Annotated in this window: 20 protein-coding genes and 1 pseudogene; 10 read left to right on the forward strand and 11 right to left on the reverse strand. The window is 63.3% G+C overall.

The genetic code is table 11. The features are described 5' to 3' along the window. Window positions 1–8 precede the first annotated feature (8 nt). The 4 genes from A2J02_RS25775 to A2J02_RS25790 all read left to right on the forward strand — a co-directional run bounded on the left by A2J02_RS25775 (window position 9) and on the right by A2J02_RS25790 (window position 4,320). Window positions 9–1,142: an MCE family protein gene (locus A2J02_RS25775; RefSeq protein ID WP_156516395.1), complete on the forward strand. Its 1,134-nt coding sequence runs from the start codon at window positions 9–11 to the stop codon at window positions 1,140–1,142. Further along, entirely contained in the window at window positions 1,139–2,293 is a 1,155-nt protein-coding gene (locus A2J02_RS25780; RefSeq protein ID WP_068055522.1) for an MlaD family protein, read from the forward strand. The genes A2J02_RS25775 and A2J02_RS25780 overlap by 4 nt, the downstream gene beginning before the upstream one ends. A gap of 37 nt (window positions 2,294–2,330) precedes the next feature. Then, the gene (locus tag A2J02_RS25785; protein ID WP_068055525.1) at window positions 2,331–2,909 is read left to right on the forward strand and encodes a hypothetical protein; all 579 of its coding nucleotides are present in this window, start codon (window positions 2,331–2,333) and stop codon (window positions 2,907–2,909) included. A 61-nt stretch (window positions 2,910–2,970) separates the two neighbouring features. Further along, the gene (locus A2J02_RS25790) at window positions 2,971–4,320 is read left to right on the forward strand and encodes an ABC1 kinase family protein (protein ID WP_442971510.1); all 1,350 of its coding nucleotides are present in this window, start codon (window positions 2,971–2,973) and stop codon (window positions 4,318–4,320) included. A gap of 6 nt (window positions 4,321–4,326) precedes the next feature. Here the strand turns inward: A2J02_RS25790 and A2J02_RS25795 are convergent, their stop codons facing one another. The 3 genes from A2J02_RS25795 to A2J02_RS25805 all read right to left on the reverse strand — a co-directional run bounded on the left by A2J02_RS25795 (window position 4,327) and on the right by A2J02_RS25805 (window position 8,219). After that, window positions 4,327–5,094: an SDR family NAD(P)-dependent oxidoreductase gene (locus A2J02_RS25795; RefSeq protein ID WP_068055527.1), complete on the reverse strand. Its 768-nt coding sequence runs from the start codon at window positions 5,092–5,094 to the stop codon at window positions 4,327–4,329. A 32-nt stretch (window positions 5,095–5,126) separates the two neighbouring features. Next, entirely contained in the window at window positions 5,127–6,863 is a 1,737-nt protein-coding gene (locus A2J02_RS25800; protein WP_068055530.1) for a hypothetical protein, read from the reverse strand. A 204-nt stretch (window positions 6,864–7,067) separates the two neighbouring features. Then, the gene (locus A2J02_RS25805) at window positions 7,068–8,219 is read right to left on the reverse strand and encodes a PucR family transcriptional regulator (protein WP_068055533.1); all 1,152 of its coding nucleotides are present in this window, start codon (window positions 8,217–8,219) and stop codon (window positions 7,068–7,070) included. A 160-nt stretch (window positions 8,220–8,379) separates the two neighbouring features. On the opposite strand from A2J02_RS25805, the gene A2J02_RS25810 reads away from it, so the two are divergent. The 3 genes from A2J02_RS25810 to A2J02_RS25820 are packed head-to-tail and all read left to right on the forward strand — an operon-like array spanning window position 8,380 to window position 12,161. Beyond that, a complete protein-coding gene (locus A2J02_RS25810; RefSeq protein ID WP_068055536.1) occupies window positions 8,380–9,972 on the forward strand; it encodes an AMP-binding protein in 1,593 nt (530 codons plus the stop codon). Window positions 9,973–10,001: 29 nt separating this feature from the next. Further along, the gene (locus A2J02_RS25815; RefSeq protein ID WP_156516396.1) at window positions 10,002–11,813 is read left to right on the forward strand and encodes a hypothetical protein; all 1,812 of its coding nucleotides are present in this window, start codon (window positions 10,002–10,004) and stop codon (window positions 11,811–11,813) included. Window positions 11,814–11,846: 33 nt separating this feature from the next. Continuing rightward, the gene (locus A2J02_RS25820) at window positions 11,847–12,161 is read left to right on the forward strand and encodes a hypothetical protein (protein ID WP_068055542.1); all 315 of its coding nucleotides are present in this window, start codon (window positions 11,847–11,849) and stop codon (window positions 12,159–12,161) included. Here A2J02_RS25820 and A2J02_RS25825 read toward each other — a convergent pair. The 3 genes from A2J02_RS25825 to A2J02_RS25835 are packed head-to-tail and all read right to left on the reverse strand — an operon-like array spanning window position 12,137 to window position 15,227. Next, window positions 12,137–12,814, reverse strand: a complete 678-nt coding sequence (locus A2J02_RS25825; protein ID WP_082899556.1) for a TetR/AcrR family transcriptional regulator — start codon at window positions 12,812–12,814, stop codon at window positions 12,137–12,139. The genes A2J02_RS25820 and A2J02_RS25825 overlap by 25 nt on opposite strands. Continuing rightward, window positions 12,811–13,632 carry an alpha/beta fold hydrolase gene (locus A2J02_RS25830; protein WP_231893796.1) on the reverse strand — a complete coding sequence of 274 codons (822 nt, stop codon included), beginning with the start codon at window positions 13,630–13,632 and terminating at the stop codon, window positions 12,811–12,813. Before A2J02_RS25830 ends, A2J02_RS25825 begins: the two co-directional genes overlap by 4 nt. Beyond that, complete coding sequence (locus A2J02_RS25835) at window positions 13,629–15,227, reverse strand: flavin-containing monooxygenase (RefSeq protein WP_231893795.1); 1,599 nt, start codon at window positions 15,225–15,227, stop codon at window positions 13,629–13,631. Before A2J02_RS25835 ends, A2J02_RS25830 begins: the two co-directional genes overlap by 4 nt. Window positions 15,228–15,588: 361 nt before the next feature. Between A2J02_RS25835 and A2J02_RS25840 the strand changes: the two genes are divergently transcribed. Beyond that, on the forward strand, window positions 15,589–16,275 hold the full coding sequence (locus tag A2J02_RS25840) for a TetR/AcrR family transcriptional regulator (protein WP_068055546.1): 687 nt from the start codon (window positions 15,589–15,591) through the stop codon (window positions 16,273–16,275). On the opposite strand, the gene A2J02_RS25845 is transcribed toward A2J02_RS25840, so the two are convergent. From A2J02_RS25845 to A2J02_RS25855, 3 genes are all read right to left on the reverse strand, one after another. Then, complete coding sequence (locus A2J02_RS25845) at window positions 16,235–16,444, reverse strand: hypothetical protein (RefSeq protein ID WP_068055549.1); 210 nt, start codon at window positions 16,442–16,444, stop codon at window positions 16,235–16,237. The genes A2J02_RS25840 and A2J02_RS25845 overlap by 41 nt on opposite strands. Before the next feature lie 394 nt (window positions 16,445–16,838). Further along, window positions 16,839–17,606 carry an alpha/beta hydrolase gene (locus tag A2J02_RS25850; protein ID WP_068055552.1) on the reverse strand — a complete coding sequence of 256 codons (768 nt, stop codon included), beginning with the start codon at window positions 17,604–17,606 and terminating at the stop codon, window positions 16,839–16,841. 403 nt (window positions 17,607–18,009) lie between these two features. Next, window positions 18,010–18,288 carry a hypothetical protein gene (locus A2J02_RS25855; RefSeq protein ID WP_068055555.1) on the reverse strand — a complete coding sequence of 93 codons (279 nt, stop codon included), beginning with the start codon at window positions 18,286–18,288 and terminating at the stop codon, window positions 18,010–18,012. Window positions 18,289–18,558: 270 nt separating this feature from the next. Here A2J02_RS25855 and A2J02_RS25860 point away from each other — a divergent pair, with 270 nt between their 5' ends. Together A2J02_RS25860 and A2J02_RS27485 are read left to right on the forward strand one after the other, a co-directional pair. Beyond that, window positions 18,559–19,419, forward strand: a complete 861-nt coding sequence (locus A2J02_RS25860) for a GAF and ANTAR domain-containing protein (protein WP_156516397.1) — start codon at window positions 18,559–18,561, stop codon at window positions 19,417–19,419. After that, window positions 19,379–20,316: pseudogene (locus A2J02_RS27485) on the forward strand (lipase family protein). The gene A2J02_RS25860 and the pseudogene A2J02_RS27485 overlap by 41 nt, the downstream one beginning before the upstream one ends. Before the next feature lie 5 nt (window positions 20,317–20,321). Here A2J02_RS27485 and A2J02_RS25870 read toward each other — a convergent pair. Together A2J02_RS25870 and A2J02_RS25875 are read right to left on the reverse strand one after the other, a co-directional pair. Then, complete coding sequence (locus tag A2J02_RS25870; protein WP_156517222.1) at window positions 20,322–21,161, reverse strand: NADPH-dependent F420 reductase; 840 nt, start codon at window positions 21,159–21,161, stop codon at window positions 20,322–20,324. Between the two features lie 110 nt (window positions 21,162–21,271). After that, window positions 21,272–21,916, reverse strand: coding sequence for a TetR/AcrR family transcriptional regulator (locus A2J02_RS25875; RefSeq protein WP_197478144.1), 645 nt, complete (start codon window positions 21,914–21,916; stop codon window positions 21,272–21,274). Window positions 21,917–21,966: the final 50 nt, after the last annotated feature.

Genomic DNA, 21,966 nt, shown 5'->3' on the forward strand with positions numbered 1-21,966 from the left:
ACTGGACGATGCCGATCGCAGCGATCTCGGCGACGGCGGTTCTCACCGGCTGCAGTACCACCCTCGAGGACCTGCCGCTGCCGAGCCCGGGGGTCGGCGCCGACTCGTACCGCATCGACGCCGTTTTCACCGATGCACTCAACCTGCCTCAGCAGGCGAAGGTCAAACTCGGCGGGGTCGACATCGGTCAGGTCCAGGAGATCGACGCCGAGAACTACACGGCGCGGGTACAGATGGCCATTCGGTCGGGTGTGAACCTTCCGAGCGACGTACGGGCCGAACTGCGACAGGCGACTCCGCTGGGAGATGTCTTCGTCTCTCTGTCTTCGCCCGGCGCAGGCCCCGATACCCCTCGGCTGCAACCCGATTCGACCATCGATATCGCCTACACCTCCGCGGGTGCCAGTGTCGAGGAACTGCTCGCCTCGGCGTCGCTCGTCGTCAACGGCGGTGGGGTCAGCAGACTGCAGACCATCATCGCAGAACTGGACACGGCGATCGACGGTCGGAGCGCCGACGCGTCGAACATTCTCACCGAGCTCACCGACACGGTGACGGACCTGAACGAGCGCACCGATCGAATCGATTCGATGCTGGACCGAACGCAGGAGCTCAGTTCGATTCTCGGTGCCAGAACCGACGCGATAGACGCGATCGCACAGCAGCTACCCGAACTCACCCAGACGCTGGCCGACAACAGCAAAGGCATCACCGACGTCATCGCCGCCGCGGGAGGTGCCGCAGGCAAGCTCGCAACCTTCACCGACGAAACAGGTCCGGCGCTGCGTGATCTGTTGGTCGGCACCGAGCAGACGCTCTCGTCGGTCGCTGCGATCGGCGACGACCTCGACGTGGCCATGAAGCAACTCGAGCAGCTCGCACCGAAACTGGCCTCGAACACCAAGGGTAATTCCGTCGCGATCTATGTTCGGCTCTCCTGGCTGAGCCTGGCTGCGCTGGACGATCCGGAGAGCCATTGGCCGGGGGCCCAGGATGGCGAGGACTTCGTCGGCAGCCTCACCGACACGTTGAACCGTGTGTACGGTCGGGTGACCGGACAGGGACTCACTCCCGCGCCGACCGTCGAACTGCCGACCCCCACCGGCACCCCGTCTCCCGACGACACGGGGGCCGGCCGATGACACTGCGCCACTGGGTGACTCGACATCCTGTACTCGTCTCGAACACAGCACTCGCGCTCGTCCTTCTCGTGGGGGCGGCATACCTGACCGTCGGAGCGCTGCGCATCGATCCGCTCTCGGACGACTACCGCGTCACCGTGCGGCTCGACGGATCCGGTGGGGTGCAGGCGAACGGAGATGTCTCCGTGCGCGGGCAACGAATCGGGCGAGTAGCTGCTGTCGACATCACCGTCGACGGTGTCGAAGCGCAACTGGACATCTCCGCCGGGCACCGCGTTCCGGCCGACGGCACCGTCGTGGTGGCAGCGCTGTCCGCTGCGGGCGAGCAGTACATCGACTTCCGCCCCGATTCCGACGATGCTCCGTACCTGGCCGACGGCGACGTGGTCGAACAGGATCGAACGGACACCCCGGTCCCCTTCGCCACGATGCTCGTGAGTGTCACCGATCTGGTGAGCCAGATCGACCCGGCGCAGCTGTCCTCGATCATCGACGAGCTCGATGCTGCGACGGCGGGTGGGCCCGCGGAACTGCAAGCGATCATCGACGGCGGTGGCGCACTGCTCACCGGTCTGGATTCCGTTCTTCCCGAAACGATCACCCTGATTCGCACCGGTCGGACGCTGCTGCAGACCGTCGGCGACATCGAACCCGATCTGACCCGACTCTCGATCGGCGGCACGGCGTTGGCAGAGCAGTTGTCTGCGTCGGACGCCGAGATTCGCGCTCTGCTCGACGACACCCCTGCTCGACTCGATTCCGCCAAGGCGGTCATCGGGGAGAATCGCGATGCCGGCGGGGATCTTCTGAAGAACCTCGCCCGCATCGCCAGGGCCGCTCGCCTGCACACACCCGCGATCGAGGCCCTGTTCCCGGCGATGTCGGCCGGCGCAGGCGCGTTCGGACTCGCCGGCCACGACAACCAGCTCAATGTCGTCGCCGACCCGTATCCGAGACCCACCTGCGACTACCTCAACCCCACTGTCTCGCCGTCCATCGCCGCGATGACTCCGCCGCTGAAGTACATGTACTGCAACAGCACCGACCCGGGGCTGCAGGTTCGGGGCGCGCAGAACGTTCCTCGTCCACCAGGCGACGACACCGGCGGTCCCCCCGCCGGCGCTACCGGGCAGGAGCGGACGGGCGGCTGACCGACCCCTCGACCGTCTTCCCAACGAAGGAGTACACATGACCGACCTGAGAACCGACGACCCGATACCCGACGAAAAACTGGATGAGACCCCCGAGGAGCCCGCGGTGCAGGCTCGCGCACGTCGGCGGCCGTCGGCAGTGGTGTCTGCTCTGGCGCTGGCGTTTATCGCCGCGATCGCCTGTGCGGGTGTCTTCGCGTACCAGCTCGAACACCGACGCTCGCTCGACACCTCCCGCGCCGAGGCCGTCGATACCGCTCGTACCTTCGCGATCACGTTGTTCACCTACAGTGCAGATACGTTCGACACCTACGTCGACGACGTATTATCTGGTGCCACTGGGTCATTGGCTGATACGTTTACCGAGACCAGCAGCGATTTGCAGGCGACTCTGGTGGAGGCCGGTGCCACATCGACGGCACAGGTCCTCGACATCGCTGCGAAGTCCACGGCCGTCGACCGGGTGGAAGTGTTGGTGATCATCGATCAGACGGCATCGAACGCCACGGTCACCGAACCGCGTCAGGCGGTGAATGCAGTGGTCATGACGCTCGAAAAGCAGGAAGACGGTAGGTGGTTGACCAGTGACGTCGCCAATCCCAGCTCCGCGCAGTAGTTCGGGCGACGCGTTCTCCCCGGGGCCGTACTCGGACGGCCCGCCTCCCGAAGCCCTCGACATCGAATACCCGGACCTCACGCATTTCGGACTCGAGGAGTTGGGCCGCGCCGCCTGGATCACCGTGGTCCTCGTTGCTGCCGCTGCGATAGCCGTCATCCGATGGCCGGTGTCCTGGCTCTCCAAACGGCGTCGCTTCACGGTTGCTCTCGCCGAAGGTGTGGTGAAGGGGTTCGAGGCGCTGGGGCCGACGTTCGTCAAACTGGGCCAGTTCATGGCCTCGTCACCCGGAGTGTTTCCCCCGGTTCTGGCCGATGCATGTCTACGACTGCTCGACGGTGTCCCACCCGTCCCGGCGCACAAGGCTCGCCGCGCGGTCGAGCGCGACCTGGGCGGCGGCATTGCTGAGCTGTTTCGGTCGTTCGACGACGTGCCCCTCTCGGCTGCATCTGTGGCGCAGGTACACGCCTGCGTGCTGCCCGACGGCCGCGAGGCGGTGGTGAAGGTGCAACGGCCGGAGATTCGACGTCGCATGCGGGTCGATCTCCGGGTCGCATACACCGGAGCCGCGTTGCTGGAGAGATTCTTCGAGTTCTTCCGTATAACGAATGCGACGGCCGTCGTCCGCGATCTCAACGACCTGACGGCCCAGGAACTCAACAGCGCAGCAGAAGCGCTGCGCCAGGAACGTTTTCGCGACAATCTGTACGTGTTCGGGGACAATTCCCACGTGATGGTTCCGGAGATCTTCTGGAGCCATTGCGGACCTCGGGTGATCTGTATGGAGCGAGTTCGCGGCACTCCGGTCGGCCGCATCATGTCGGACGATCTGGCCACGGTCGACTCGGAGCTACAGCTTCGTCGTGGCGTGAAGGTCTGGCTGGAAGCCGTTGTGCTGCACGGGCCGTTCCACGGAGATGTGCACGCGGGCAATCTGTGGGAGCTGGACGACGGACGGGTCGGGTTCCTCGACTTCGGGATCGTCGGCGAGCTGCCCGAAGAGTGGCGCGACGTGTTGCGCGAAATGTTCCGTGCATCTCTGTTCGACGGTAATTACACCGAGGCTGCGCGACGCATCCGCATGCTGGGCATCACCGAGGGAACGACGTTGGGCGACAAACTGATCGGCCTCCAGTTGCGAAAGCTGTTCGAGCCGGTTCTCGGCCGAGGTGCCGGCCGACTGGATCTGAGCAGGCTGGTGGGGTCGCTCGTCGAGACCGGTAGGCGCTGGGGCGTCGCGACGCCGGAAGAGTTGGTCTTGTTCGGCAAACAACTGGGCTACTTCGAAAGATACTCGGCCACACTGGCTCCCGACTGGATACTGGGCCGAGATCTCTTCCTCTTCCGAAACATACTGCCCAACGAGGTCGCGGCCGCCGCTCTCGCGCGAAACATCACGCTGCCCGACTGACCGCCCTCACCTGGGTGCCATTCGGATCGCACCGTCCATTCGAGTCGTTTCCCCGTTGATGTAGTCGTGCTCGACCAACATCTGCACCAGCTGCGCGAACTCTTCCGGTCGCCCCAGTCGTGAGGGGAACGGCACGCTTGCCTCCAACGCGGCTCGATAACCGGCGTCCATACTCGCGAGCATCGGTGTGTCGACGGTGCCGGGGGCGATGGTGTTGACACGAATACCGAACTGCGCCAGATCACGTGCCGCCACGACGGTCATTGCATGGATGCCGCCCTTGGATGCGGCGTACGCGATCTGACCTACCTGTCCCTCGAATGCAGCGACCGAGGCAGTGTTGACGATCAGTCCTCGCTGTCCGTCGTCGTTCACGGGGTCGAGTGACTGCATCCGATCCGCTGTCAGCCGCATGACGTTGAAGGTCCCGAGCAGATTGACCGTCATCACCGTGCGAAAGATCTCGAGATCGTGGGGCCCGTTCTTCGACACGATGCGACCGGCCCACCCCACTCCCGCACAATTGACCACCACCCGTAGCGGAGGGGCAGAACCGGTCAGCGCGCTCAGCGCCGCCTGCACCTCCGCCTCACTGGTGACGTCTGCTGCGACCAAGGTGATGCCGTCGGGCACGCGGTCTCCGGCGCGTTCGATCGAGTAGGGCACATCGAGCCCCAGCACCTGTGCTCCGCCGTCGACGAGCCGGCGAGCAACCGCCGCACCGAGTCCCGACGCCGCCCCTGTCACCACTGCTGTCGTTCCTGCGATATCCATGAAAACCCTGCTCTTTCAGTCGCTTCGCAACATCAGCCGGCTGTCTGACGCGCAACGAATTCGGCCAGATATTGTCCGCTGTAGTCCCGGTGACCGTCGTTCTGTATTTCCGCTGCCCCGATGGTGTCTGCGTGCGTGTAACCGGGCAGCAGCCGCTCGATCGCGAGCGACGGAGCGGGGAAAAAGGTGCCTGCCGTGCCTCTGACGGGGCTGTCACCGGCGAACACAACCAGGTTCGGCTTGGTGCGACTCATTCCGGCGGTGGCCAGGTGCGACAACTCGCCCATTCGCGAACCGCCGTATGCGGCACCGATGTCCTTCAGAAGCTCGAGCGGGAAGTAGGTCTCCCAATAACCGTTCGGGCTACCGGTCGAGAGCACCTCTGCCAGCTTCGTGATGTCGGTGACCTCGAAGGCGGGTGAGGTGTAGGGCACGTCGCGAACGTCGCGGTAGTCCCGCCAGGTGTAGAGCGCCGTCGGATCGGTCGGGGCTACGCGGGTTTGCTTGCCCGCGGCCAGCGTCAGAAACGAGCCGAGAATCGGTATCTGCGTGACGGATCCAGCCACTGGGAAAGTCTTCTCCTCCACCGGGCCACCGTCGAGGGCACCCACGCTCATCTGGAACAACGTGAAGTTGACGGAGTTGTTGTCCAGTAGCACACCGAGCAACGCTTCGTTGGTGAAACGGTAGCTTCTGATCTCAGCCGGACCGACGAGATCGGATGCGAATTCCACTGCGCTACGCGCGAACAGAAAGTTCAGTGACAGCTCCAAACCGGCGTCTTGCGGAATATGTTGTAGTAGCTGGCTTTCCCCCTGCGGATTCAAGTGCGCCGCCAGGCCGGCCAACCTGAGCAGAAAGAAACTCTTGGTGCCGAGCACCGGCGCTTCGCCGAACGTGCGAGGAATGACACCGGCCGTCAGGCCGGCATCGAGGACGGCTGCGGCACTACCGGTGACCAGATTTGTCAGGCCGGCGAGCACGGGAGTGTTCTGCAGCGCAGCGGGATCCGAGCTGATGAGTGAATCCTGTGCGGCGAACGACTGGCACTGGTTGTATCCCGCATCGGCCGAGGTCCGCGCGTCCCCGTCGAAGTCCCAGTCGGAGAACAATCCGGTGACGAGTCCGCCCAGCGAGATTCCGGTGCAGATCGCTTTGCTCTGTCGGACTTTCTGATCGGGCAGCTCGTGCAGCATCACCTCGTACTGGTCGCGCACCACCCGCGGTAGTCCCATGACGTCGAGTGCCCTCAGATCCTCGCCGTGTCGAAATCCGGGGAATCCGTGTCCGTCGATCTGCTTGTCGCCGAAGTAGTAGTCGACGGCGTCGAGGTAGTTTCCGGTTCGAAGTGCCTCGTCGAACCCGGCCATCTCATCGAGGCAGGACGCTCGGCGGGCGAGCGACCAGAATTCGATGTGCCTGCCCTGGTCCAATGCAGATAGAACGGTGTTGCGTGCCACCGGTTCGGAGTGCACTGCCCCGGCACCCAGTCCCTGTTGCTGCACCACGACCGCGTCGGCGTCCGAGGAATTCTCTGCTCCGTCCACCGGCCGGTACCGCCAGTAACCCACCCTGTCGCACTCCGCGGGATAGGCGACCCCTGGGGCGGACAGCGGAAGATACAGGGACACATAGGACACCGCTATCCCGCCACTCTCCCGAATCGGGGTTTCCTGGCGGTCGGTCGCGGACGTGACCGGTGCCGGATCGGCCGTCGCGTACGGAGCCGTGCCGAGGGCGAGGGCAGTTGCCACGGTCGCAATCGTCATGGCTCGAATGAAAGTTGACATCGTTCCCCTGTGTGCTCGTGAGTATTTCGGGGGGTGCGATGCGCATGTATGGCAGAACTGTGCGATCCGATTGCGGATGACTCGACGCGCCCCGATGTGATCAGTGCAACACGGGTCGATCAGAGGGTCCAGGGGCAAAGCGTACGGTCTGGCATCGGCTTGTTGTGCACTTCGACAACGAGGTCAGAGCATGCCGCGAGCGACGAGGGCTGCATGCAGTGACGCTGCCTCGGTGAACACCATCGGGTTCAAGCCGGTCAAGGTCTGCACTTTGCCCAACCGATAGGTGACCGAGTTGCGGTGCACGTGCATGCGACGGGCCGTGGCGAGTTGGTTGCAGTTCTCGTCCAGGAAGATTCGCAGAGTCTGCTCGAAAATCGGATCTGCATTCGCCAGTGGCTCCACGAGTTCTGCGACGGCAGGAAGATCGGGCCCCGATGCGGCACCCAGATATTCGACGGTCAGGTGCGCCAGATCGGCGACGAATTCGGGTCTGTCCAGTTTGTGTGCCGCGCCGGACAGGCCTCGCGCCACGCGGTACGCGTCGGGCACACCGTGGGCGGTGGTCGACGCTGCGATACCTGCCCAGCACCGCACTGCCGCGGCGTCGTGCGCGAGTTCGAGCGCGTTCCTGAAATCGACTGTGGCAGCCTCGCGTCCCTGCGCCGACCAGTGGACCGCTACCCATCCGTTGAGGTCGAGTCGAATTCGTACGTCGGGAATCGATTCGATTCCGGACTTGAGTGCAGCGACCGACGAGCCGGCACCCGGTGAGCCTGCGAGCGTGAACACGGCGATCACGAAGCACGGGTGATCGATTTCGAATGGCCCCGTCGCCTCACCGGTGGCGAGCAGAGCATCGACGGCCGCGCGGTCCCGCTCGCGTGCCTCGGAGCGAGGATCGGCCGACCGGTGCGCAGCTTCGGTGGCGATGAGGGTGACGACGTTGAAGATGTAGTCGGTGACCTTCGGCATCAGTTCGAGCAGGCCTTCGCGCTCGGACGGGTCGGATTCGGAGATGAACCGACGCCAGAGGTCGGCGGACACCACTTGGTAGGACCCGATCACCTCCTGCAGACTTGCCCCGTTGGCCATGCGCGCCATCGCGAGTTCGGTCACCGGCCGAAGCTCGTGCGCGGTCGGCATCTTTCCGCTCTCGATGAACGCCAACAGTGCTTTGACGTTCAGCTCGATTCCGTCGAAGAATTCGTGTGCCACCAGCTCACTGGGCACACGACGATACGACGGTCCGCCTTGGCTTGCGTACCAACCGATGACTGCCGCAACGCGCTCGCTGACTGTCGACTCCGAACCTGGCACCGAATCGCCGTCCATCCGTTCACACTTTCACCCATTGGCAATGTGCACAACAGTGGATGTTCAACATCGTCGGATCGTCACTGTGCGGACGGTTCGAGCTGCTGTGTGATCGGTAGCACACCGATTTCACCCGTCTCGTCTATGCGACGGGAACACCGAGGGGGCTCACGTTTCGATGTCCAAATACCAAGCCGTCGAGTCCGCAGTGCTGCGCGCTCGACAGATCGCAGTGATGCAGCGCAGCGGAATGATCGACCTGAAGCGTCCGCTACGCGTTCGGCAGAAGTCCAGAGCCGTACGCACTCTCGGACCGATCGCCAGTGGGATCGCCACCGGTGCCGCGTGGCACGCAGACCACGTCGCGATCGTCGACGATGCCGGTCCGTTGACCTATCGGGAGGTCGACCGAGCCACGAACGCCATCGCCCACAACTGGCATGCGTGTGGCCTGAGCGAAGAATCGACCATTGCCGTGCTGTGCCGTGATCACCGCGGTCTGGTGCTCGCGATGATTGCGGCAGCCAAACTCGGAGCCAGGCTGGTGCTGATGAATACCGGATTCAGCGCTCGGCAGTTTGCGGATGTTGCAGTGCGAGAACGTGTTTCTGCCGTGGTGAACGATGAGGAATTCGATGATCTCGCGGGCGAACTGGCACCGCACATCACCAGACTCGGAAGCGCCCTCGACGGTCTCGACCAGGGCGGGGTGGACACTGCACTACCGTTGCCCACACGCCAAGGGCAGTTCGTCCTGCTGACCGGCGGTACGACGGGAACCCCCAAGGGCGCACCGCGTGAGGTCGGCTCGGCCTTCGCTTCGGCGCAGTTTCTCGACCGAGTACCCCTCGAGACCGGTCAGACAGTGCTCCTGTGCGCTCCCCTCTTCCATGGAACTGCTTTGTCTCAGTTCATCATTGCCATCAATTTGGGATGCACCGTAGTACTTCACGGGCGTTTCGATGCCGCGAAGGCTTTGCGCCAGATCGAATCTCACCGATGTGAGGCCGTCGTCCTGGTGCCGACGATGCTGCACCGCATTCTCCGCTCCCCCGACATCGACACTCACGACACCTCGAGCGTGCGCATCATTTTCACTGCAGGAGCAGCTCTCGCTCCGAGTCTGGGCAACCGCGCCATCGAGAAGTTCGGCCCCGTCATCTACAACTACTACGGCTGTACCGAGACCGGAACGGCAACTGTCGCCACTCCGGCAGATTGGCTGGCGGGTCCTGGAACCGTGGGGCGTCCACCCCTCGGCATCGTCGTGAAATTGGTGGACAGCGATGGTGAACTGGTATCCGAGCCAGGCCGCCGAGGCACGATCCACGTCGGAAATTCCATCTCGTTCCACGGCTACTCGTCCGGTGGAAGCAAGAATTTCGCGCATGGCCTGATGTCGACCGGCGATGTAGGACATTGGGATTCGACCGGACTGTTGTTCGTCGACGGCAGAGACGACGACATGATCGTCTCCGGCGGAGAGAACGTGTTTCCCGGCGAAATCGAAGCAACGTTGTACGCGCATCCCGACATCGAAGAAGCAGCCGTGACAGGCGTACCCGACGAAGAGTTCGGGCAGCGCTTGTCTGCGGTCATCGTGCGATCGAATCCGACTCTGACTGCGGAGACCGTCCGAACGTACATCCGAACCGAACTCGCCCGCTTCAAGGCTCCGCGCGACGTGGTGTTCGTCGACCATCTCCCTCGCACCACCACGGGCAAGATCGACCGCCGCGTCATGACTGCTCTCACTGCGGGTGTCGAATGATGCCGACTACGAACACGACACTGCGACGCTTGGCCCGAACGACTGTTGTGTGCGGGGTGGTACTCGGTGTCGTGTTGACGAACTCCGCTGTCGCTCCTGCGCAGCCGAGTGCCGCCCCCGCCACCGGAGTCACCGATGTCGTGACCGAACCCGTCGTCGGAGACTCCGCCCTGGGCTCGGACATCGAGGAAACCTACGTGCGGATCCATTATCGGAGCCCCTACCTCGCCGGCACCGACGTTCCGCAGGAGTGCGAGTGGTTGAGCTATCTGCGATATCGGCACAAGGACGGTCCACAGAACAGTGCCGACGCCGACGCTGTCGTTACCATCCAGCCCGGCACCTTCTCCGGCGCGACCAATTTGGCTCCGCAGGCACCCCAAGTCGTGAGAAAAGCAGCCGAACAGGGCAAGTTCGTCGAGTACATCGCTCTCGACCGACGTGCCAACTGCGCTGAGGACAACTCCGGTTGGGATGCCGCAGCTCGCGAGGGCGACTATCACCGCGCAGCCGAGTATTACTTCCAGAACAAGGAGGTCGACGGAAGGCGATACGAGAAGCCGACAACGCAATCACTTTCCTACCTCGGCGAATTCGGCTTGGCGCTGACGATGGACGACTGGCGCGCCGTGATCGAACAGGCGCTCCCGGACCCAGCTTCCCGCAGCAAGTCCTTCTGCGGCGGGCATTCGCTCGGCGCGTGGCTGGTCGGGCCCATGCTGGCTTGGGATTTCGACACCGACCCCAACACTGTGGACGATGCGGGGTTCTCCCTATGCGGCGGTGGTGGTATCGGGCTCGATGGATTGGTGGTCACCGATCCAGCCGGCTTCGCCGGCACCGGCCTGCTCGACGATCTGCTCTCCGACTCGCTCGGTGGCGTTCGGGATATCGCGGGATCTGTTACCGACTTCCTGCCCGTAGCAGAGACCCCGATAGCGAGCGGCGCGAATATCCTCAACACCTACAGCCTGGCCGCGATGGCCGCGCACCAAGCACCGGAGGCCGAAAGCGACTTGCCGCAGGTTGCACCACGCGATCTGACGACCGAGGCCTGGATGCGCACCTTCTACGCTCGCGATTACATCGATCTCCTTGTGCCACAGTCGTTGCCGGATCAGCAGCGGCTGACCAACCAGGCCGCGCTGGGAATGTACTTCGATCAGAACTCCTCGATGTATGTGCTGCAGGCGGGTACCGGATTCTACGACTGTCCTGTGGTGGGCAAGACGTACCCCGTACCCAACGGCCTGACGTCGCTGCCGATCATCGGACAGTTGTTGGTGATTCCGCACCGCGTCGGCTTCGGCCAGAACTACACTCCCGCCGACCCGAACACACTGTGCGGATGGAGAAACTACGATCAGGTGTGGCCGTCGTCGATCGAATTGCCGGGTTCACCCAACGGCACGCCGACCGACGCCGATCACGAGGTGACAGATATCGATCAGCTGGCGCGTGCCATGACTCCGGGTATTGCACCGCTGGACTTCTTCGAGCGGTTTACCCCGGTTCGCTTACTCACCGACATCGTATTCGCACTCGGCGGTATCCGCGACGGTGAACTCGCCGGTCTACAGAACCGTGAGGGCGGGATTCTCGAGCACCTCCTGCACGGAAAGCGTTGGCAGAGCACGCCGACGTCGGTGCCTGTCCTCACCCTGCTCTCCGGTGATTCACCAGTACAGAACATCAAATACGGCGGCCTGGTTCCGGCCAACGCCAAATACATTCCAGGCTACCGACACTACGACGTCGTCACCGCAGCCGAGAAGCAGAACAACGGTCTGCCCGAGCCGGCGAGTGCAGCCATCGCAGCATTCGTCACCAACGGTCGATGACGGCCGCACCACCTCACGAAACGGAGGTAACCGATGGTCGGTAAGAAGAAGGCCCGTCCGGCTCCCCCTGCTTCAGGGGTGGACGGGCGGGCGGATGACGGTGCGGAGGAATTCTCGGTCGGCGACAGAGTTCGCTTCGACGGACCTCGGTGGACCGGTGAATCCGGGAGGTTGGTCGCGGATTACGCCGAATTCATGGTCGTCGACGGTCGTCTCGATCGCGACTGGGCTCCGCCCCGTCGCTGGGCCGTGGCACTCGACTCGGGACGGCTCGCGTTCGCAGACGATGCCGAGTTGGACCCGATGACCGATGGTGAGGATGCTCAGCCCTCCAGCGTCAACGAGTGAGGTGCCGACGTGAACGTCGCAGCGGATCCCGCGGCGCGCGCTATACCCGCGATTCCACCCCACACCATCATGGTGAGGTAGTCGACGAGCTCGTCGACCGTCATGGTCCGATCAAAGATCCACCAGTGTGACGCCAGCCGAACGGCACCGATCATCGCGAAGGCGATGGGCATCGAGCCGGCCGTGGAAAACTGTCGCTCTCGAAATCTGTCGGCGATGACACCGGCCAGCAATTCTGCGATCAGTCCCTCCGCGGCGGTGATGACGTCTCGGTTGCCGGAGACGGCGTTGTTGGCGTGAACGTAGATGTAGGGCTCGGGATCGGTGGCGACAGTCGTGACGTAGGCGGAAATCACTGCGCGGGTGAGGTGGTACTCGTCGAGGTCGTCGGACATCGCGTCTTGGATACGAGGCACCAGCGCCGTCTCGACGTATCGAGCCATCGCAGCGTCAGCCAGGCCCTTCTTGTCGGCGAAGTGCTTGTACAGAACGGTTTTCGAGACACCGTTCGCCGATGCGATGTCGTCCATGCCGATGTTGTGCCCCTGCTGACGAATCGCGGCCAGAGTGCAGTCGAGCAGTTCACGCCGCCGGGCGATCCGGTGATCGCGCCACCGATGGCTTCGCCCGTCGACCTTCTCCGGAACGCTCACGCCGACTGCGAGACGGTTCGTGATCCCCTCAACAGAATCGACGCCACCAGCTCGGGATCGTCCGACATCGGTACGTGCCCGAGGCCGGGGTACGTCGTCACGTCCGCCTGCGGGAATGTTCGACGCACCAGCGGTGCCTGGTACACCGGCAGAACCCAGTCGCGACGGCCCCACGCAACCGTGACGGGAACGGACTCCTCGACTGGAATGCTGAAGCGCGGCACGGCGTTACCGGCAGCGTCTATCGCGCGGTTGGTGGTGATACTGAGCGCGTCGATGGTGGCCGTCGCCGCGGGAACTCGCCACGGCTTGGCGTAGAAGACGCCATTGGCGATCGTGCGACCGACGACCGAACGCATCACGGCCGGTGCGATCGGACTGATCGCCCGGGACAACGCGCGCAGCAATCGGAACACGAGCAGCGCACGCGTCTGATCCCAGTGTCCGCGGAAGAAGCCGGCCGGAGACAGTGCGGTGGCAGAGGCGACCGACCCACGGGCGGCGAGTTCGAGTGCGAAGTATCCGCCCAACGAATTCCCGGCCACATGTGGCTTCTCACCGTCCACCGCCACGTGCTCGAGGAATCGCTCGAGCTCGGCGACGATCCACGGGCCGAGGTCGAACTCTTCGGTGGGGAGCTCCGGCGAATCACCGTGGCCGGGCAGGTCCACCGTCACCACTCGCCGGTGCCGTGCCAAGATCTCGACGACACTGTCCCACGCATGTTGCCGGTGCACGATGCCGTGGATAAGTACCAACGTCGGGCCCTCACCCCGGATCGTGTGCGCCAGAGCCAGCCCATCGATGTCCGAAGTCACTGCATACCAATCTTTCTCGGCTCGATGCGGTACACGTTCTCCATACCCGACGGGTCCGATCCGGCCACCTTCGGTTGCGCCGCAAGGCCGAACGTCATCGATTCCGTCAGATCGTCGAAGCGCGCATCTATTCTGTCGAGAATGTAGTTCTGGCGTACCGACCACGGACGCTCGGTCCCTGATTTGGGGAGTTCGTTCAGAGACCGCGTGACGTAGCCGGAGGCGAGATCGACGACCGGACGAGATTCCACGGCCTTGCCCTGGCGGTCCGGGGTCGCGTGGGTGTATCCGTGAGATCGCATGTACACCAACAGTTTCGCTACCGCCTGGGCCGTCATGTCGGCTTTGAGCGTCCACGAAGCATTCGTGTACCCGATGCACCAGGCAACGTTGGGCACATCCTCGAGCATGTGGCCTTTGTAGACGAACTTGTCGTGCGCCTCGAACGGCTTGCCGTCCAGCGACAGCTCGATCCCGCCGAAGGCCTGGAGCTTCAACCCCGTTGCGGTGACGATGATGTCGGCGGGGATCTCGTCGCCCGAGTCCAACCGAATGCCGTCGGCGGTAACACCGGAGATCCGGTCGGTCACCACCGTCGCGCGACCGGAACGAATGGCCTTGAAGAGATCGCCGTCCGGCACGACGCACAGACGCTGGTCCCACGGGGCGTAGGTCGGCTTGAAATGCTTGTCGACGTCGTATCCACGCGGCAACTGCGCCTTCGTCATCGCCCGGAACACCCGGCGGGCCGTCTTCGGTGCGCGTCGACACAACTGATACGAGCCGACCATCAGCAGCGCATTGCGCCACCGCAATGCACTGTGCGCCAGGGAGTCCGGCAGGAGGTGCTTGGTGATCGTGGTGAACGGATCGGTCATCGGTAGTGACGCGATGTAGGTGGGTGAACGCTGCAGCATCGTCACCGACGCGGCGTCGGCAGCCAGCGATGGGACCAACGTGATTGCGGTGGCACCACTTCCGATCACGACGACCTTCTTGCCGGTGTGGTCGAGGTCCTCGGGCCATTGCTGGGGGTGCACCACCTGCCCGGTGAACTCGTCGAGTCCGGGAAAGTCCGGGGTGTACCCACCCGAGTAGTCGAAGTAGCCGGTGCACAGGAACACGAATCGACTGCGGTACGTCGTGGGAACACCGTTCGTCAGGGCGTCGACCGTCCACAGGTCCGTCGACGAATCCCAGTTCGCCGCAGTGACCATGGTCGAGAACTGCGTGTGCTCGTCGATACCGTTGGCGTAGGCGGTATCGACAATGTAGTTGCGGATGTCTTCGCCGTGCGCGAGCAGAGTGTCCCCCTGCCACGGCGTGTGCGGGAACGAGAACGTGAAGATGTCGCTGTCCGACCGAATTCCTGGGTATCGGAACAGATCCCAGGTACCGCCTGCCCGCTCGCGACCCTCGAGGATCGAGTAGCTCAGCTCCGGAGCCATCTCCTGCAAGCGATACGCGGCGCCGACGCCCGATATGCCGGCACCGATGATGAGAACGTCCTTGAAGTTGTCCCCAGTATCGTCGACCTCGGGCCACCTACCTGGGCTTTTCGTCACGCCACGCCTCACTGTCTTGCCGAACACCATCGCAATGTCGACCGACTCAGCAGCGGATCGCGACTTACATCACATAATGTGCCATTGACGAGTGGTGGTGTCAATGACAGTCTTCAAGGCATACCGAAGACAGGAACCCCCATGAACTTCACTCCCTCCGTCGGCTGCACCCCCATCGCGCCCGGAACCAGTACCCGATGACTCCTGTGGTGGTCGGGGCCGCAGGAGTCATCGCCCTCGTCCTACTCGCGTCGAGGGGATCGGGTCTGGATTTCAACCGACGTTCCCTCACGGCGGCGTACGCCTCGAGCTCGGCGCGCGCTCCCCGAGAAAAGTGCAGGCTGCGCTCGACGAGCTGACCGCCCACAACACCGGTCAGTAAGCTCGCGTCATGTCCGACAGGAAGTATGCAGGCAGATCTGCGGAGGAGCGCGCATCCGAGCGTGTCACCCGACTGTTGGACGCAGCCCTGGCGCTGTTCGGCACCCACGGATACGCCGCGACGACGATAGGCATGCTCTGCTCCGAGTCCAATGTCTCCACGCGACACTTCTATCGCGAGATCGGCAGTCGCTCGGAGTTGCTCAAGCTGCTCGTCACGTCACTGAACCGCAGCGGCGAAGACGCGGCGCGTGATGCCATCGGTGCGACCGGCCCGCAACCGGTGACGACATCGATAGAAGCCGCGATTCGCGCGTATCTCGACGTCACGTGCCACACCCGCACAGCAGCTCGCGTCTGTTACGTCGAGGTCGTCGGCGTCAGCACCGATATCGAGTTGTGGCGAACCCGCCAGCGAGACGTGATCGTCGATATGTTCGGTGGACTTGCATCGGCTGCGGCGGCCCGAGGGGAACTGGCGGACAGGGACTATCGGCTGGTCGTTCTCGCAATTATCGGTGCTGCCAACATCTTTGCCCAGGAATGGGCACTTGCACCTTCGCCCGATGCCACTTTCGCGCCGTACGTCGACACCCTGGTCGAACTGGCCAGGGCAGCCCTGGTGGATCACGACCGAGCGAACGACGATCTCGCCGTCACCCGCTCGCATACCGCAGCAGGCTCCGATAGACCTTGATGTCCATGTCGGCAGCGCCGGCGCGTGTCAGTGCCCGGTGGACTCGGGCTCGGAATTCACCGCGCCCGATGCCGAACCGGAGAAAGATCTCGGACGCCTCGGGACCGCCGTACGGCTGCCATTGCGCCGCGAAATTCAGCAGAATCGCATCCTCCGTGGTGCTGAGCATCACGCCTCCGTTTCTATCGATCTACTGCCGCAACACGTGCGACGTACCGCGTGACCAGAATGCCCGTCGGCACGAGTAACGACAGCGAGAACATCAGGAGCACCGCGACCGGTGGCGCTCCCCCATTGGAGAGCAGTATCGGGCTCGCAGCGGCAACACAGACAGTGGCCGCGATAGCCCTGCGATCCGGGGAATTCTCGGCCTTACCCACGTTTCGGTCCTGTCTTCGAGGGTGGCAACACGACTGCTTCAGTCCACCACCGGAACAGCGCGACCGTCCATCGGAAATAGGCGGGCGCTCAGGGCATCCGATTGTGCACTTCGTCAACGGGCGCACTACACCTCGACGGACTTCGGTGGGCAACAGCTCTCCGGCCTGCAACCGCTGAACTGCTCAGCAGCGTCGGGGACGGTGCCACGAGTCGAGTGAGTCCCAGAACTCGTTCAGTGCAGCTGCCCCACGCGCGGCACAACGGAAGATCCACCGATGACTCGCTCCGCCCACTACTGCAATGCGAGCACCTGCCTGCGCGGCCACCTCGAACTTCGCTCCCGTGGATCCCACGTGAAGGTCGTCGGTGGTCAGCAACGACAGCCCCGGCCGCGCCGCAGCTCTGGCGAGGTTGCGCCCCGCGTCGGCCAGCGCGGGCTGCGCTGCCGAGCGATAGAGCATCAGGATCGCGCGTCCCATTTCGGGCCCCTGGGCGGCAGCAACTCTGCGGGCAACGTCGATCGGCATGCCGGCCCTGAGCATGCGCCCGGTTCGATCGTCGATCGAGCCACCGATCCACTGTTCGAGGAGCTTCTCTCCCTCACCCGAACGTTGCCAGGCCTGCGCGTAGTTGTTCCACACGTAATCGTGGTGGAAGACACCGAGCGTGTCGCTGGCCCAACTGCGCACCAATTCGGGACGATGCATGACCACGTTCATCACGTGGATGCCGCCCCAGTCGTGACCGACCAGATCGACCGGATGATCGAACTCGGCCAGCTCGTCTTCGAGCCACTGCCGGTAGTCGAGGTAACCGGTGAACTTCTCGGGCAGAGGTGCACCGAATCCGGGCGGTGACAGTCGCACCACATCCGATCGTTTCAGCTCTGCTACCAGTGGGTCCCACACGGCGGCGGTTTCGGGGTTTCCGTGCACGAGAACGATTGCCATACGTCGAACAACGCACTTTCAGGTTGATCCGGGGACGATGGTGGTCATGAGAAATAGTGCAGTGCAAGCTGATTGATCCTCATACTGTATCGATCGACATATCGTCGTCCAATGACGAACTGCATCATTCCGGGGCGAAAGGCCTGTGCATCTTTACAACCACGCCCCTGTCACGTCTGATGCGGCGGTACAACTGAACAGGCCTGAACGACCCAGTCGGAGGCAACATTTGCGGTACTGCGTTGAGCATCCAGTCCGCGCGAAAGGTAAATCGACGAACACCGGAGGAAGTCGTGGACAGTGATTCGATCGACTCCCTGATCGACTCTGCGGCAATGCGGAATCACTGAGGCGGACCTACGACCGAGGATGTTCTCGCACAGTGCGCGATCGACATCGGCGACTACCGCTCGCGCTCGACCCTCGCCTGTTCCTCGACCCGATTGCGGTGATGCTCTGCCGCCGCTGTGCGGTGCCGGTCGCTCGCGCGGCGCGAGGGGTCGGCACGCGCAGCAACGTCCTCGCGCTCTCGTCTGCGCGGGACAGTGCGCGAACGCTGACGAAGCTCGGCGGCCTCGTCCTCGAGAGTGGCTCGGGAGATGACCGTGCCCATGCACACCGCGAGCAGTGTCGAAAGGACGAGCCAACCGAGAAATGCGACGTAGATGATCACCCACATCATGTATCTGCCCTCGTCAACAGTGCATCCGAATAAGCCACTTGTGAATGGCTCATAGCCTAGTGGAATGCTATCGTTTCGCGAGTCGATCCGCATCACCACGCTTCCGAGGACTGCACGATCGACGAGGTGTGCGCAGAGCCATCCATCAGCGATGCCGACGAGACCCGTCCAGGCCCGGGGTTACTCATCAGCTGTAAGAACCAGGACGGCGCGGCGTGGTTCCGCGAGCAGCAGGGGCATGCCGATCAGGCAAAGTCATGGAGCGACTACATGAACGACGACGCGATCGAGGCGGCTGAGCAAGCATCGGCCGATGCCTTCGACGCCGAGTTATCGGCGGCATTGTCGCGACCGGCTCGCCACCGGGCCCCGCCGATCGGTCCGCTCGCGCACTACCGCAGGGATGACGCACTCGAAGCCCTCGATGCACTTCGAGGTCGCATGCTCGCCGATGGTCCCACCGACCGAACACTGAAGGGCCTGTGCGATCGTGCCGTTGCAGTAGTACCCGGTGCCGATTTTGCCGGGGTAACCCTGACACGAGCCGGGCACCGAAATCCGATGACGGTGGCATGCTCGGATGCCCTTGTCCTCGACATAGATTCCGATCAGTTCCGCGCCGGTGAAGGACCATGCCTGGATGCCGCTCGCAAACGGCGGATCGTATGTGTCGGCACCGACGACATAGACAGCCACTGGCCACGCTTCGCAACCAACGCGGTCGACGTCGGCGTACGAAGCTATCTGTCGGCACCACTGGAGGTCGATGCCGAGCACGCGGGTTCGCTCAATCTGTACAGCTTCGACGGGGACGGATTCACCGACATAGACGAGGTCCTGGTGACACTGTTCGTCACCCTCGCCGAGGCGACTGTACGGAGTTCACGCCGCACCGCCGAGGCCCTCTCCCAGATCGACGGCCTGCAACACAGGATGCTCGTTCAGGCAACCATCGAACAGGCCACAGGAATCTTGATGGCAGTGCACGCGATGTCCGTCGATACCGCCTTCACCGCTCTGACCGAACAATCACTGCACGAGAACACACACGTCGGAGCCCTCGCAGCCCGAATTGTCGACGCTGCGGTACATGGCCCACGAAACGAGCGGCCCGCGCCGACGACACTCTGACTTGGTTGAACAACAAAATTCTCCGACGGACTCGCAGGGCCGTCCCGTCGCGAACGTCACCTCCATTCTGCGGCCACCTAACGCGCAACCCGACAAAGTGGTCGCATACCGATCCGCCTACGACTCACTCGATCCCGACGACAGCCCCTCACGCGCCATAGCCGGAAACACACCGCTGCTCGGTCTGACCCCGAGCGGCCGCAACGTCGCGGTCGGCGGTGTGGTCGCATCGGGTGAAGCTGCCATCCTGGCACCTCTCCTCCTCCTCGGGTACACCGTCGTCGTTGCCGATACACAATGCCCCACAGCGAATTTCGCCGCAGGGCCCGAGTACGGGCAGATGACTCTCGACTCACTGAGGGCGTCCCAGCGAGTACCGGAGACGGCATCGAGGACGACGCAGAGATCGGGCTGATCGAGTACTCGGGTGGCGCGATCGCAACCAACTGGGCGGCCATTCTCGCCCCCAGCTACGCACCTGACATCGACGGCAACCTGATCGGTGCGGCCCAAGGAGGATTGCTGGTCGATCCGGCCGAGAACCTGCGCTGCATCGAAGGAAGTATCGGATGCGCAGGCGTCGCAGGTATGGCGATCATCGGCCTCGGACGTGCCTACGACATCGACTTCGGTCCGTACTACAACGACCGTGGACGCAAGATCAACATGGGACAGGCTTCGACTCCCACCATCCCGATGAACACGTACTGCGACGCCGGCCTGTCCATTCAGTACGACGAGTACGACACCATCAGCCACACCGTCGGCGCAGCTCTGTGGCTTCCCGGCGCGTCGGCATGGTTGACGGATCGATTCTCGGATCGCCCCGCTCCGAGCAACTGCGGCCGCATCGCTCCGGGTAACTCACTTGCCCCGCAGGCGCATTCGCCCCGCTGACGCGATCAGGGGTTCTCGCGTCGGGCGTTGATACGAGGGTCTCCGAAGCTGCTACCGAATTTCTCCTTCAGCTTGATCGCTTGGTTACGCATAACCGCCACATGATCGAGCCTTCCCTCGACGAAGTAGGCGACCTGGTTCGGTTCGAGGGTTTGATCGAGCGTGGCCCCGGCCAGCGCAGTGCGCAGAGCAGTCAGGCTCGAGTTGGTGCAGTACGTTCTGGTTCCCATCTGCTGTCGCCATGATTCGTCGATGTCACCGTAGTGAAAGGGGTCGAATCCAAGGTCGTCGACGAGGCGCTTCACCGTTTCCAGGCCGGGGCCCGCGGGCCCCGACACGGGCAGCGCGATCCTGTCCGGGTCACCGACAGGTCGGCCACCGTCGGCCATCCAATGGGCCTCGATGTTGTTCAACGTCTTGTAGAGAACACGATCGAGTCGATCCGCCAGCCACTGCGTCGCGGGGAGACCGTTCAGGATGTCCGCTACGTTACCGTCGCGGTCGCTACCGTAGTTTCCGGTATCGATGACTGTGGGCACCAGGCCGAGCGCACTCGACACCTCCGGCCCCAAGTTCGCGGACTGCGTCTGCGGTATTGCGAGAATTGCAATGTCGGCGTTTTCGAAAACTGTTGTTGCCCACACCGGTTCCACATCGGCAACTGCGTCGAGGCGTCCCAGACTTTCCGGGCCACGGGTGTTGGCAATCTTCACGGTGTATCCGACCTGGGCAAGTCGACGGGCAAGGGTTTCCCCCACGTAGCCTGCTCCCAGAATTCCTACGGTCGTCATGTGCACTCCTTCGACCTCCGAGCGAGCCTGCGGTGAATCAGAACTCGATACGATTTGGTCCTAGTTGGAACTTCGACTGTACACCGATCGCCCAAGGATCGACCAAGAATGCCGATCGACTGGCCACAAACCCTGTGGCGCAGCCATTTACCGCTGGATCGCGCCTACCGCTCGAAGATCGGTAGTAACAATTCGTCGACGATCGTTTCGATGTGTTCGCGATTCAGCCCGTGCCCGTACATCGTCTTCCAATGCACCAGCAAAGTGATGGCAGCTGCGATGGGAACAGGGCGGGGGCCGAGCCGGCGCATTCGCTGTGGCGAAATATCGCCGCGCCGGGCAGCATTCGAGAGCACCGCCATGACGCAATCGTTGAGCGAGTCCACGTAGCGCTGTTGGACGGCCTGGGACACCTCGGGATGCGTACGGGTCGTCTCGAACATCGTTTGCACGATGTCGGAGTACTGGTCATCGGCAGAACACCGCGCCGTATCGACCAGTGTGCGAAGAAGCTCCTCTCGCAGGTGCCCCTGACCCAATTCGGTGACCGCCGCCTCGTTCACCACCCCAGCCCGGTCGAACGCTTCGGCGGCGAGAACAGCAGGTGAAGCCCACCGTCGATAGACGGTCGCTTTACCCACTCCGGCCGCACCTGCCACTTTGTCCATGGTCAGACCGGGAAAACCGCCGTCGATCATGAGCGTCATAGCGGCATCGAGAATCCGCTTGTCCCGGTCCGGGTCACGTTGCGGACCCGAGCGACCGGCGGGCCGCCGCCACTGATTGGTTCCCGCGGCGTCAGCAGTCATGACGTGATCGTACCGGCGAAGTACACCGCGGATGTCGTCCAACGAGGCCA

The organism is Rhodococcus sp. EPR-147 (genome assembly GCF_001647185.1).
Taxonomy (GTDB): Bacteria; Actinomycetota; Actinomycetes; order Mycobacteriales; family Mycobacteriaceae; genus Rhodococcoides.